This is a genomic window from Meiothermus sp. (assembly GCF_025060375.1).
In the GTDB taxonomy this organism is placed as follows: Bacteria; Deinococcota; Deinococci; order Deinococcales; family Thermaceae; genus Meiothermus.
This window is the reverse complement of the sequence record NZ_JANXCG010000028.1, coordinates 24817-37189: the sequence shown is the minus strand read 5'-3', so window position 1 is coordinate 37189 and position 12373 is coordinate 24817. Positions and strand designations below refer to the sequence as shown.

At 65.9% G+C, this 12373-nt stretch carries 13 protein-coding genes; 6 read left to right on the top strand and 7 right to left on the bottom strand.

The annotated features are described in order from the left end of the window. Nucleotides 1-143: 143 nt before the first annotated feature. Nucleotides 144-767, bottom strand: a complete 624-nt coding sequence (locus NZ849_RS03830) for an anti-sigma factor (RefSeq protein ID WP_295404311.1) — start codon at nucleotides 765-767, stop codon at nucleotides 144-146. After that, on the bottom strand, nucleotides 757-1305 hold the full coding sequence (locus NZ849_RS03825; RefSeq protein ID WP_295404308.1) for a sigma-70 family RNA polymerase sigma factor: 549 nt from the start codon (nucleotides 1303-1305) through the stop codon (nucleotides 757-759). Before NZ849_RS03825 ends, NZ849_RS03830 begins: the two co-directional genes overlap by 11 nt. A gap of 75 nt (nucleotides 1306-1380) precedes the next feature. Between NZ849_RS03825 and trpS the strand changes: the two genes are divergently transcribed. Both trpS and NZ849_RS03815 read left to right on the top strand, forming a co-directional pair. Continuing rightward, a complete protein-coding gene (gene trpS, locus NZ849_RS03820; RefSeq protein WP_295404306.1) occupies nucleotides 1381-2406 on the top strand; it encodes a tryptophan--tRNA ligase in 1026 nt (341 codons plus the stop codon). Beyond that, nucleotides 2403-3077 (top strand): chromosome segregation protein ScpA, encoded by a 675-nt coding sequence (locus NZ849_RS03815; protein ID WP_295404303.1) that lies wholly within the window; start codon nucleotides 2403-2405, stop codon nucleotides 3075-3077. Before trpS ends, NZ849_RS03815 begins: the two co-directional genes overlap by 4 nt. A gap of 1 nt (nucleotide 3078) precedes the next feature. On the opposite strand, the gene minE is transcribed toward NZ849_RS03815, so the two are convergent. The 3 genes from minE to NZ849_RS03800 all read right to left on the bottom strand — a co-directional run bounded on the left by minE (nucleotide 3079) and on the right by NZ849_RS03800 (nucleotide 5912). Continuing rightward, complete coding sequence (minE, locus tag NZ849_RS03810) at nucleotides 3079-3312, bottom strand: cell division topological specificity factor MinE (protein WP_295404300.1); 234 nt, start codon at nucleotides 3310-3312, stop codon at nucleotides 3079-3081. Then, nucleotides 3312-4115 (bottom strand): septum site-determining protein MinD, encoded by an 804-nt coding sequence (gene minD, locus NZ849_RS03805; RefSeq protein WP_295404297.1) that lies wholly within the window; start codon nucleotides 4113-4115, stop codon nucleotides 3312-3314. The genes minE and minD overlap by 1 nt, the downstream gene beginning before the upstream one ends. 111 nt (nucleotides 4116-4226) lie before the next feature. Continuing rightward, nucleotides 4227-5912 carry a long-chain fatty acid--CoA ligase gene (locus tag NZ849_RS03800; protein WP_295404293.1) on the bottom strand — a complete coding sequence of 562 codons (1686 nt, stop codon included), beginning with the start codon at nucleotides 5910-5912 and terminating at the stop codon, nucleotides 4227-4229. A 108-nt stretch (nucleotides 5913-6020) separates the two neighbouring features. Between NZ849_RS03800 and NZ849_RS03795 the strand changes: the two genes are divergently transcribed. The 4 genes from NZ849_RS03795 to NZ849_RS03780 all read left to right on the top strand — a co-directional run bounded on the left by NZ849_RS03795 (nucleotide 6021) and on the right by NZ849_RS03780 (nucleotide 11173). After that, nucleotides 6021-7190 carry a M20 family metallopeptidase gene (locus tag NZ849_RS03795; RefSeq protein WP_295404290.1) on the top strand — a complete coding sequence of 390 codons (1170 nt, stop codon included), beginning with the start codon at nucleotides 6021-6023 and terminating at the stop codon, nucleotides 7188-7190. Between the two features lie 66 nt (nucleotides 7191-7256). Further along, nucleotides 7257-8918: a bifunctional UDP-sugar hydrolase/5'-nucleotidase gene (locus tag NZ849_RS03790; protein ID WP_295404287.1), complete on the top strand. Its 1662-nt coding sequence runs from the start codon at nucleotides 7257-7259 to the stop codon at nucleotides 8916-8918. Between the two features lie 65 nt (nucleotides 8919-8983). Then, nucleotides 8984-9856 carry a 3-hydroxyacyl-CoA dehydrogenase family protein gene (locus NZ849_RS03785; protein WP_295404284.1) on the top strand — a complete coding sequence of 291 codons (873 nt, stop codon included), beginning with the start codon at nucleotides 8984-8986 and terminating at the stop codon, nucleotides 9854-9856. Nucleotides 9857-9910: 54 nt separating this feature from the next. Beyond that, nucleotides 9911-11173, top strand: coding sequence for a hypothetical protein (locus NZ849_RS03780; RefSeq protein WP_295404281.1), 1263 nt, complete (start codon nucleotides 9911-9913; stop codon nucleotides 11171-11173). A 41-nt stretch (nucleotides 11174-11214) separates the two neighbouring features. On the opposite strand, the gene NZ849_RS03775 is transcribed toward NZ849_RS03780, so the two are convergent. Both NZ849_RS03775 and paaD read right to left on the bottom strand, forming a co-directional pair. Beyond that, nucleotides 11215-11805 carry a hypothetical protein gene (locus NZ849_RS03775; protein ID WP_295404278.1) on the bottom strand — a complete coding sequence of 197 codons (591 nt, stop codon included), beginning with the start codon at nucleotides 11803-11805 and terminating at the stop codon, nucleotides 11215-11217. Nucleotides 11806-11878: 73 nt separating this feature from the next. Then, nucleotides 11879-12373 carry a 1,2-phenylacetyl-CoA epoxidase subunit PaaD gene (gene paaD / locus NZ849_RS03770; RefSeq protein WP_295404273.1) on the bottom strand — a complete coding sequence of 165 codons (495 nt, stop codon included), beginning with the start codon at nucleotides 12371-12373 and terminating at the stop codon, nucleotides 11879-11881.

The following is a 12373-nucleotide window of genomic DNA, read 5'->3' as shown; positions in this document are numbered from 1 at the left end:
CCGGCCCACCAGGCTATGGGCCAGGGCCGCCGAGACACCGGCAGCGGTCAAGACCTGCACGAACTTCCTACGGGCTGGATTCTGGGGTTGCGTTTCCATTTTGCACCTCCACCCTGCTGTTCGCAGAGGGAGGGAACTTTGGATTAAGGGGCAGGGGGCAGGCCCAGCAGGGTGGTGGGCGCCGGGCTCCCGCCGGGAGGCTCGAGGGAGACGGCCAGGGCCTGGGCCTCAGGGGGAAGGCGCAGGCTCTTGATAGGGGTGCGGAAGGTGGGGAGCGGCAGCGGGCTGCCCTGGGCCAGCCCCCAGGCCTGGAAGACCTGGCCCTGGGGGGGCCAGCGGTTCAGGAGCACCAACGCAGCCCGGTCCCTCCGCAGGATGACCCGTCCCACCACCTCGCCTTTGGGGCTGGCGAGGGTGACCACCTGGGCCTGGGGGTCGCGCAGCGCGAGCAGCCAGAGGGCGCTCCATCCACCCGTGTACCCCAGGCCCAGCAGGAGGAGAACCGCCGCGGCCCGGACCAGCCAGACCGGAAGGCCGTGCCGCCGCGGGGGCCGGAGGCGGGCCATGACCTTTTCCTCCAGGCCAGGCGGTACCGGGGCTGGGGGCACAAGGCTGGCCAGGTCGGCGGCGGTTTCCTGCAGGGCGCGGGCTTCGGCCCAAAGCTCCGGGTAGCGGGAAAGGGCGGCCTCGAGCCGGGCCCGCTCCTCGGGGTTTAGCGCCCCCAGGGCGTACAGCGGCAGGAGTTCCCGCACCTCCTCAGGCCTCACGCAGCACCCCCTTGAGCCGCGCGAGCGCCCGCCGGGCCCGGGTCTTCAGGGTGCCCAGGGGTAACCCCAGCTTCAGCGCGGCCTCCTGATGGGCGTAGCCCTGGTAAAAAAGCACCTCAATGACCTCCCGCTCTTCCTCGGAGAGCTGGGCCAGGGCTTGCTTGAGCCGGATGCGGTTCAGCTGGCCCTCCTCGTCCAGGCCAGCACCCGGAAGGTCAAAGGCCTCGGCCTCCTCGTCCTCGAGGGGCTTGGGGCGGGCCTCCAAGCGGCGGATGTGGTCTACCGCGGTGTGGTGGGCGATGGCCAGGAGCCAGGCCCGGGCCGAGGCCCGCCGGGGGTCAAAGGCGTTCGCGTTTTGCCAGACCTTGCTGAAGGCTTCCTGCACCACGTCCTCCCCGCTGGCCGAGTCCAGGCCCATCCGCCGGGCCAGCCCCAGAAAAGCCCCGGCGTAACGGCGAAAGAGCTGTTGTAAGGCGGCCTCCTCGCCCCGCGCCACCAGGGCCAGCAGGGCTTCGTCGGAGAAGGCCTCGAGGCTCATGCTCGGCCTATGCTAGCATACGCAAAAATTCAGCACTTTGGTTTTTAGACCCCCCAACCTGCTAGACTACTCCCCGTGAGGCGAGTTTTCTCCGGCTTTCAGCCCACCGGCGACCTGCACATCGGCAACTACCTGGGCGCGATGGTGAACTACATCGCCCTGGGCGAAAAGCTGGGACAGGACGCCATCTACTGTATTGTGGACTACCACGCCCCCACCAACCCGGCGGCCTACGACAAAGAGCTGCTGGCCCAGCGCACCTTCGACGCCGCGCTGGTGAACATGGCGGCGGGCCTCGACCCGGACAAGGTGATTCTCTTCGTGCAGTCGCACGTGCCCGAACACACCGAGCTGGCCTGGATCTTTACCACCCAGACCCCCTACGGCGACCTGACCCGCATGACCCAGTTCAAGGACAAAGCCGCCAAGCTCGAGTCGGTACCGGCGGGGCTGCTCATGTACCCTGTGCTGATGGCCGCCGATATCCTCCTCTACAAGGCCGACACGGTTCCTGTTGGTGAGGACCAGCTGCAACACCTCGAGCTCACCCGCGAGATTGCCCGACGTTGGAACCAGAGGTACGGGGATACCTTTCCCGAGCCCGAGGCCTACTTGAACCCCCATGCCCCCCGCGTACCCGGGGTTGACGGCAAGGCCAAGATGTCCAAAAGCGTGGGCAACACCATCGGCCTTCTGGAGGACGAAGGGAGCATCTGGGAGAAAATCCGGGCTATGCCCGACGACCCCGCCCGCATCCGCCTCTCCGACCCCGGTGACCCCGAACGCAGCGTGGCCTTCAAGTTTCTTCAGTACTTCGCTCCGCCCGAGCTGGTGCAGGTGCTCAAGGAGGAGTACCGCCGCCGCGGTATTGGCACCCTGGTGGTCAAGCAGCTTTTGATGCAGGAGATGATGAAGACCCTCCGACCCATCCGCGAGCGGGCTGAGACCCTTCGCGCCCATCCCGAGCGGGTTTGGGGTGCTTTGGAGGACGGCGCAGCCAAGGCCCGCCGAATCGCCCAGACCACCATGGAGGAGGTTCGGGAGAAGTTCGGATTGCTCCGCCCCAAGAGGGGTCGCCCCTCGCAGCCCCTCAGGACATGATTACCCTTTGCTTCGAAGGGTTTAGCGGTAGCCCCAAAGAGCTGGCAGAGCGGGTCCGCAAAGGGCAGATTGAGGCGCGTGGTCTGCCGGTGCTGGCCCTCACCGAACAGGCGTTGGCCCAGGTGGCTGAAATGAGTCTTCCTGAGCGGAGCGAGCTTCTGCCAACGCTTGCTGAGCTGTTGCTCTACAAGCTACGGGCCTTCGCACCGGGGCTCGAGCCGGAGCCCCTCCCCCTTGAGGAGGAGGCTTCCGAGGGCGGAATACCGGGGTTTTTGGAAACCCTGGTGGCCCTGGAAGAGGCCATCGCCTTTCTCGAGCAGCGGGCCCGAAAGCGGGCGCGGGTCTTCCCGGTGCCGCCCTCGCCCTTGCCCAAGGACCGCCGTCTGCGCCCGTTGCCTGTGGAACTTCTTCAGCAGGCCGCTGGCCCCTTGGCCCGTCGGGTATCGCTCCACCTGGAGCCCGAGACCTTTGGGCTGAAGGAAGCCTGGGAGCGCCTGCGGAGGTTTCTGCAGGGGGTAGGGCGGGTGCTTTTTGGGCGGCTGCCCTTTCGTGGCTGGGGTGAGCAGGTGGTGGCCTTTGCCGCGCTTTTAGAGGCCAAGAAGCAAGGACAGGTAGAGTTGCGGCAGATGGAGAACTTTGGGCCCCTCGAGGTTGAGCTCAAAAGCCCTTGACCTACTTGGGGATTGGGACGTCGGCGTGAAGCTTCATCTTGTCGTCGAGGGTCTCCACCTGTATGGAGATGCCCTCCTCTTCCGGAAAGTAGCGCTTGAGCACGTCCAGCAGGTCTTGCTTGAGCTGTTCCACCAGCCCAGGGGAAAGGTGGGCGCGGTCGTAGGCCAGCACCACCTTGAGCCGCTCCTTTAGCTGCTCCCTGCTGCTTTTGCCACTGAAAGGCCACCAACCCATCACCTACCTCCAAACAAACGGCGCAGCGCCCCCAAGAACCCTGGGTTGTCGTTGAGGGCGGTGAAGGGCACCTCTTCCCCCCGCACCCGTTGGGCAATTTCAAAGAAGGCCCGGCCTGCTGGGGAACCGTTCTTGAGCACTAGGGGCTCGCCTTGGTTGGAGGCGATGAGCACGCTGTCGTCTTCGGGAACAATCCCAATGGGTTCGATGCCTAGGATTTCCACCACGTCCTCTACCGAGAGCATGTCGCCCCGCTGCACCATCCTGGGGCGGATGCGGTTGATGACCAGGTAGTTCTCCCGCACCTCCCGGGCCTCCAGAAGGCCGATGATACGGTCGGCGTCCCGCACGCTCGAGACCTCCGGGTTCACCACCACCAAAGCCCCCTCTGCGGGGGTGGCAGCGGTCTGGAAGCCCTTTTCAATCCCCGCAGGGGAGTCAATCAGCACCCGATCAAACCCCTCCTCCTCCAGCAGGGCCCGCACGATTTGGCGGAACCGCTCCGCGTCCAGCGACTCTTTGTCCTTGGTTTGGGAAGCCGGCAGAAGGGCGAGGCCTTCTACACGCTTATCCCGAATCAGGGCCTGCCGGAGCTTGCAGCGTCCCTCGATGACATCAATAAGGTCGTAGACCACCCGCCCCTCGAGGCCCATGACCACGTCCAGGTTGCGCAGGCCCACGTCCACGTCCACCACCGCCACCTTTTCGCCTAGGCGGGCTAGGGCAGCGCCCACGTTGGCGGTGGTGGTGGTTTTGCCCACCCCTCCTTTCCCTGAGGTCACCACGATCGCTCGAGCGTTCATAACCCTCCGAAAACCACCTGGCTCGGGGCCTAGACGCCCCCAGTATACGTGGGGCGAAGGGGCTTGTCAGCTCAGGGTAAGACCCCAAGCCTGGAAGGAGCCCTTCTGCGCCTAGTTCCCCACCTTCTGCCGTTCTTTGAGGGCTGCTTCCCGTAGCTCCCGCCGGAGTACCTTGCCTACCGCACTCTTGGGAAGCTCGTTGCGGAACTCGTAGATGCGGGGTACCTTGTACGCGGCCAGGTTCTCCCTGCAGTACCTGTCCAGCTCCTCTTGGGTTAGGGTAACCCCCGGTTTGGGGACGATGAAGGCGGCTACGGTCTCACCCCGGTAGGGATCGGGCAGGCCCACCACCGCTGCTTCGGCCACCTTGGGGTGTGCGAATAAGACCTCCTCCACCTCCCTCGGGTAGATGTTGTATCCTCCCGCGATGATCATGTCCTTCTTGCGGTCTACGATGTAGAAGTAGCCGTCTTCGTCCATCCGGGCCATGTCGCCGGTAAGCAGCCAGTCAATTTTGATGGTCTTGTTGGTTTCCTCGGGGCGTTGCCAGTAGCCCAGCATCACGTTGGGCCCTCGCACAGCCAGCTCGCCCACCTCGCCGGGGGGGAGCTCGTTTAGGTTCTCGTCCAGAATTTTGGCATCAATCCCAGGCATGGGAATGCCGATGCTGCCCATCTTGCGTTGCCCCGATAGGGGGTTGCAGTGGGTGCAGGGGGCGGCCTCGGTCAGGCCGTACCCCTCCACCAGCTTGCCACCGGTAAGTTCCTCAAACTTCTTGGCCACCTCCACCGGTAAGGCGGCTGAGCCCGAGATGCAGACCTTCACGGTTCCTACCCTGCGCTTTTCAATGCCAGGGAAGTTGATAAAGCCAATGTAGAGGGTGGGCACCCCGGGGAAGTGGGTCACCCCGTGTTTCTCGATAGCCTCGATGCAGGGCTTGACCTCTGGCCGGGGCAGCAGGACCAGCTTGTACCCCGCGGCTAGCCCGTAGTTCATTGCTACGGTCATCCCATAGACGTGGAAGAAGGGAATGGCGCCCAGCATCACCCCTTTACCCTCCAGCTCCTTTACCTCATCCCCACCCCAGGCCAGGCTTTGGTAGGTGTTGGCTACCAGGTTGCGGTGGGTGAGCATTGCCCCTTTGGAGACCCCGGTGGTGCCGCCGGTGTACTGCAAAAGGGCCACTTCGTCGGGTTTCGCAGGGTAGGGTTGGTCGATGGGGGTGGCGCTGCGCAGGGCCCTTTTGAAGTCGAGGCGCTTGGGGTGCTGGGGAAGCTTGACCCAGCGCCCTTCCCGGCGGGCTTTTAGGGGAAAGAGCAGGTTTTTGGGGAAGGGCAGGTAGTCCTGGATGCCGGTGGTGAAAACCCGTTTGACCGGGACTTCCCCCTCGATCTCGGCGTAGCGGGGCCAGAGCAGGTCCAGGATCACGAGCGTTTCCGCTCCAGCGTCGGTGAGCTGGTGCCGCAGTTCGCGGGGGGTGTAAAGGGGGTTCACGTTTACGCAAATCCCCCCCGCCACCAGGGTTCCGTAAAAGGCGATGACGAATTGGGGAGAGTTGGGCAGCATAATCGCTACCCGGTCGCCAGGTTGAACCCCCTGGGCCCGGAGGGCCCCAGCAAAACGGAGGACCGACTCCCAAAGCCGGCGGTAGCCCATCGTGTACCCCAAGAATTCCAGGGCCACGTGGTCAGGGTATTTTCGCACGCTTTCCTCTAGGAGTTTCCAAAGGGGTATTTCAGGGACCTGTACGTCGGCTGGGACACCTTTGTCGTAGTGTTTGAGCCAAGGCTTGTTCATAAAAGCTCCTCTGTGTTTGCCCCAAGTCTAGCAAAATTTGTACTTGGTTCAACCCACAGGTCAGTCGGGCGGTTGACGTGGGGCGGGGGGAGTGTTTGACTAGGGGGCGTGAGCCTCAAGGAAGCCATCGCTCAGATCACGCCGAGCCTGCTTGCTATGCGCCGAGACTTTCACCAGCACCCAGAACTGGCCTTCCAGGAGGTGCGGACCAGCGCCAAGCTGGCCGAGTTTTTGGAGGGGCTGGGCCTCGAGGTAACCCGGGGGGTGGCCGGCACCGGGTTGGTGGCCCGGCTGAAGGGAGCCCGGCCTGGGAAGACGGTGCTGGTGAGAGCCGATATGGACGCCCTGCCCATCCAGGAGGCCTCGGGGGTCCCCTATAGCTCCCAGACCCCTGGGGTTATGCACGCCTGCGGACACGACGGGCACGCCGCGATTGCTGCCCATGTGGCTGCGGTGCTGGTCCGGCAGAGGGAGAGCCTGGAGGGCGAGGTGCGCTTCGTCTTCCAGCCTGCCGAGGAGATCGTGGCGGGGGCCAGGCCCATGGTGGAAGCGGGGGTGCTGGAGGGGGTAGACCGGGTGGTGGGGCTGCACCTGTACAGCCTGATGCCCGCGGGCCAGGTGGGGGTGCGGCCCGGGCCCTCTATGGCCGCTGCCGACGCCTTCACCCTCCACCTGCGGGGCCGGGGTGCCCACGCGGCCATGCCCCACGAGGGTGTGGATACCGTGCTGATGGCGGCCCATACCGTGGTGGCCCTGCAGAGCCTGGTGAGCCGTGAAACCGACCCCATAAAGACCGCGGTGGTCACCATCGCCACCGTTCAGGCGGGTGAAGGGGCCCACAACGTCATCCCCGAAACCGCGGTTCTCAAGGGTACGCTGCGCACCTTTGAGCCCGAACTGCGGGAGCGCTTGATGCGCCGCATCGCTGAGCTGGCCCAGGGCATTGCTGCAGCCATGGGGGGGAGCGCTTGGGTGGAGTGGAAGCCAGGGTCGCCTGCGGTGGTCAACGACCCCGACCTGGTGGAGCGCTTCCGACAGGTGGCCAAGGAGGTGGTGGGGGAAGAGAGGGTGCTGGAGGTACCCCCGGTAATGGGCGGGGACGATATGGCGGAGTTCTTGAACCGGCGCCCCGGGGTCTACTTCTGGCTGGGGGCAGGGAGCTCCAGCCCGGACCAGAACCGCCCCCACCACCATCCGGGTTTCTGGATTGACGACGAGCGGGCCCTGCCCCTGGGGGTGGAGTTGCTCACGCGGACGGTGCTGGACTTTTTGCGCTAGCTTTCCTGACTTGATACACCCTTGACGGCAGGCAATAGAATGTGAGCGAAGTTGGAGGAGGTTGAGATGCGCCGAAGAGATGTGCTTAAAGCCGGCTTGCTGGGGGGAGCAGCTCTGTCGGGTTTGGGGAAGGCCCAGTCCGGGGGCAGCTTTTCCATGACCATCGTTCACGTCAATGACACCCACGCCCGCATCGAACCGGTGAGCGTAACCCTGAGCGGTCAGGCTACCCCCATGGGTGGGGTAGCTCGGCGGGTGGCCCTTTTTGACCGCCTGCGGGCCACCGAGCGCAACCCGGTGTTCCTGCACGCGGGGGATGTCTTCCAAGGCACCCTTTACTTCAACCAGTACCAGGGGCTGGCCGACCGGTACTTCATGCACCGCGAGGGCATCCGGGTGATGGCCCTTGGGAACCACGAGTTCAACCTGGGCCCTGAGGGGTTGGCCCGCTTTTTGAGCGAGGCCCGCTTCGCGGTGGTCTCGGCCAACACCGATGTCTCCCGCGAGCCCAGGCTGGCCAAGGTGAAGCCCTACGTGGTGCTCTTTGTGGGGGGTGAGCGGGTAGGGGTGATTGGCCTCACCACCCCCGATACCGCTATCATCTCCAACCCCGGCCCTACGGTGCGCTTTACTGACCCGGTTCCTGCAGCCCAAAACGCCATCAACGAGCTTCTGGCTCGAGGTGTGAACAAGATCGTCATCCTATCCCACCTGGGCTACCTGGCCGACCTCGAGCTGGCCCGCCGCATCGTGGGTTGCCAGGTGATCGTGGGGGGGCACTCCCACACGCTTCTGGGCCAGTTCCCCCACCGCGAGCTGCAGCCCGCTGGGCCCTACCCCACGGTGGTCAAGAACCCGGAGGGCCGGGATGTGCTGGTGGTGCAGGCCTGGGAGTGGGGCAAGGTGGTGGGGGTTCTGCGCCTGACCTTTGACGAGAAGGGGTTGCTGACCAGCTACCAGGGCCAGCCCATCCTGGTAACCCCGCCCTTGCGCGAGGACGTCTTCACCGCCGATGCGGTCAAGGTTTACGCCCTGCCCATCGCGGCCCTCAACGCCCAGGTGGTGGCCCAGACCCGAATTGCCCTAGATGGCGAGCGGGCCAACGTGCGGCGCCGGGAGACCAACCTGGCCTCCCTCATCGCCGACGGCATGCTCTGGAAGACCCGCGGCGCCGGCACCGTGATCGCCCTGCAAAACGGCGGGGGGGTGCGGGCCAGCATCCCGGCGGGCCCCATCACGGTGGGTAAGGTCTACGAGGTGCTGCCCTTCGGCAATACCCTGGTGGTGCTTGACCTGAGGGGAAGCGAGATCATCGCTGCCTTGGAGAACAGCGTCTCCCAGTGGGAGCAGACGGCGGGACGTTTCCTCTCCGGGGTGGCCGGGTTGCGCTACACCTTCGACCTCTCCCGCCCTGCCGGGCAGCGGGTAACCCGGGTGGAGGTGGCCGCTCAGGGGGGCTTCCAGCCCATTGACCCCAACGCCACCTACCGCACGGTGGTCAACAGCTTCATCGCCGGGGGCGGCGACGGCTTCACCAGCCTGCGCGACGCTAAGGGCTTCCGCACCGACACCGGGTTCAGCGATGCGGAGAGCTTCATGGAGTACCTGCGCAGCTTGGGCACGGTGGAAAGCGTGGCAGGAGGCCGCATCACCATCCTCAACGAACCTCGTAGCCGGCGTTGGGACGGACCCTTCTACGTGGAGTCCCCTGCTCGAGCGTTGGTATAGCTGATTCGGTGCCCGCGCTGGGGGCCGGGCGGGCTTCCCTGAGGGGTGGACGGTAAAATACGGCCATGGAAATTGCCAAAATTGGCGTGGTTGGCGCCGGGCAGATGGGCTCGGGGATTGCCCAGGTGGCGGCCCAGGCGGGCTACCAGGTGGTGTTGCGCGACCTCGAGGAGGGCTACCTCGAGCGTGCCCTAGAGAATATCCGGCGTTCCTTGGGTAAGCTTCTGGAGAAGGGCCGGATTGACCCAGGGGCCCACGAGGTGGCGCTGGGCCGCATCCAAACCACCTTGCGCCTCGCTGACCTGAAGGACTGCGACCTGGTGGTGGAGGCCATTGTGGAGCACGAGCCCACCAAGCTGGAGCTTTTCCGCGAACTGGACGGCCTGGTAAAGCCCGGGGCCATCCTGGCCTCCAATACCTCTTCCATTCCCATTACCCGCCTGGCGGCCGTCACCCGCAGGCCGGAGCGCTTCATAGGTATGCACTTCATGAACCCGGTGCCCCTGATGGAGCTGGTCGAGGTCATCCGCGGCCACCTGACCAGCGACGAGACCACCCAGGCGGTGCTGGGGGTGGCCCGCCGCATGGGCAAGACCCCGGTGGAGGTCAACGACTACCCTGGCTTTGTCTCCAACCGCATCCTCCTGCCCATGATCAACGAGGCCATCCAGTGCGTGATGGAGGGGGTGGCCACCCCAGAGGCCATTGACCAGGTGATGCGCCTGGGGATGAACCACCCCATGGGCCCTCTGACCCTGGCCGATTTCATCGGTCTGGATACCTGCTTGGCCATCATGGAGGTCCTCCACCGGGGCCTGGGGGACGACAAGTACCGGCCCTCACCCCTCCTGCGCAAGATGGTGGAGGCCGGGCTTCTGGGCCGCAAGAGCGGCCGGGGCTTCTACCGCTACGACGAGAGGGGCAACAAGATCAGCTAGCCATGGTGGTCTGGGTCCTGGCCGGCCCCTTGGGTTTGGGCATAGGCTTGGGGTATGCACCGCGTCTGGGCTGCCCGTAGGGCCTGGCGGGTCCGCCTCGCAATAGCGCTGGGGCTGGCGCTTTTGCTGCTCCCGTTGGCCGTGCTGGTGCACCCGGCCTGGGCGCTGGTCTCTGCCCTGGGCCTTCTGTACCCCACCCGCTGGGAAGAGCCTCGAGCCCTGGCCGACCTGGACCGCCGCTACGGCCTGGCCTACCGCAGCGCCCTGGAAGCCCCTGCCCACCACCCCTGGCGGGACCAACTGCGGGCTGAAGCAGAGGCCAGCCTGCGGGGGGCCCGACCTCCTGCTTTCCCTTGGATCGCCGCTGGCCTCTACCTGGCCTTGGTGGGCCTGGTGTGGTTCCTGCCCCCCCTGGGTTTGCCTTCAGCGGCCTCTTCGGCAGCTCCCGCCCCTTCCGAGCCTGCCTCAACCCAGGAGGAGGGGGCCACCGGCCCGCAGGCTGGGCAACCCCCCTCCGTGCAGGCCCCGCCGCAAAGCCCGGGGACGGCCGCTCCTGGCTCCCTGGAGCCCCCCAGCGGGGAAGCGGAGGGGTCTGCGGGCGGGACAACGGAGCAGGAGGCACCCCAGGAGGCCGCCGACGGGACGACCCAGCCCGACCAGCCAGGTCAGGGCCTCCAGCCGCCGGCATCCAGCCAGGAGAACCGGAGCGCAGCCCAGCCAGGAAACCCGGAGGGCCAGCCCCAACCCACCGCGTCCGGGCAACCGCAGACCGGCCAGCCTGCTCAGGACGTACCCGGGCAGGCACAACCCCCACCATCCGGTCAACCGCAACCCCCTCAGACGGGCCGCTCATCCCCCGGACAGACGCCGCAGGGGCAGCCTGTGCTGGCTCCTTCGGGTGCGGAGCCCAACCCATCGGGACCGCCCCCACAACCCCCTCAGGCGGAGCCATCCCAACTGGGGCCCGGGCGGCCCGAGCAGGCCCAGCCGCAACCCGGCCGGGCCTCCCCGGCAGACGGGCAGAGGGTCCAAGGCCGGGGGCAACCGGGGGGCGGTGAGCAGGGCAACCCCGGAGTGGGGACGCAGGCCCGCCCCACCCAGCGCCCCCCAGCCAACCCGCAGCGCCCAGCGGGGGAGGCTCCGCTCAGCCGGGGTGAGGGCCAGCAGGGCAGGCCGATGCCCCTGCCCAGCCCTTGGCGGGCCGGGCAGCCCCCAGAGAACGTGCAGCGTCAGGCCGAAAAGTACCTCGAGTCCGAACCCCTGCCCCCCGAGGTGCGCGAGGTGGTGCGGCGCTATTTCGAGCTACCCCAGCGTTGAAAACCCACCCCGCAAGGGGTGGGCTCTGGCTGGACGACCCCCTAGAACCTGAGCACGCCCTGCCCACCACCCCAGGTGATGGTCATGGTGCAGCCCGCCAGGTCGGGGTTGCTGCTGGTGTTGATCGTACCGGAGAGGCTGGCGGTGTTTGGGCCGCCGTTTTGCAGGATGTCCAGAAGGGTCCCCAGGTTAGAAAAGCTCAGGGTGCCGCCGGTGATGTTGCCCACGGTGTAGCCGCTGCCCGACTGGGTGAGGGTGAAGCTCACGTTCTGGGCGCTGGCCTGGGCCTGACGGGGGCCAGTGGAGGGGCTGTCCGAGACCGTCAGGTTGACGCTCATGGTCACGTTCACGCTGGCGGGCAGGCTGGCTGGGCAGCCGCTCCCGCTAAAGGAGACGTTCGAGATGGCCAGGGTGTAGTTGAAGCCGCTGGGGGTGGCGGGCAGGTTCAGGCTCTGGTCGTTGAAGGTGGCGTTCAGGTTCAGGCTGCCCGTGGCCTGGCTGCTTGCAGCCAAGGTCACACTGGTTTGCTTCCCCTCCAGCCCGAAGGGGTTGTTGATGGGGGGGCTGCTGATGAGCCCGCACCCCGCCAAAACCAGCACGCTTAGGCCGAACCACAATCCTCTCTTGCCCATACCTCACCTCCTGCTGCGAGGCCACAGCTCCACTATAGGGTAGGGGAGTGGCCAGGGCGGTGAGATTTGCACCTTAGACCGACTTAAAGCTTTCAAAGGGCTCTTTACAACTGTGGCAGACGTAGAGGGCCTTGCAGAGTGTGGGGCCGAAGGCGTTCGTGAGCCGGGTGTCGAGGGAGCCGCAGCGGGGGCAGGGGGTGGGGTTGGTCTCAATCTGTATAAGCCCGCTTCCCTCGTGGGCAGGTTTGGGCGGCGCAATCCCGTACTGGCGCAGGCGTTCCTTGGCCTCAGGGGTAATCCAGTCGGTGCTCCAGGGCGGCGAGAGCACGGTTTTTACCTCCACATCGGCGAAGCCCAGCGACCGGGCGGTTTTCTCCAGTTGCTCCCGGATCAGGTGCAAGGCGGGGCAGCCCGAGAAGGTGGGGGTCATGGTGATGGTGGCTTTGGGGCCTTCCACCTGGACATCCCGCACGATGCCCATCTCCACCACGCTTACCACCGGAATCTCAGGGTCAGGAATCCGGGCTAGGGCTTCCCAAACTTGCTCGGCGGTGGGTAGGGCGGTCAT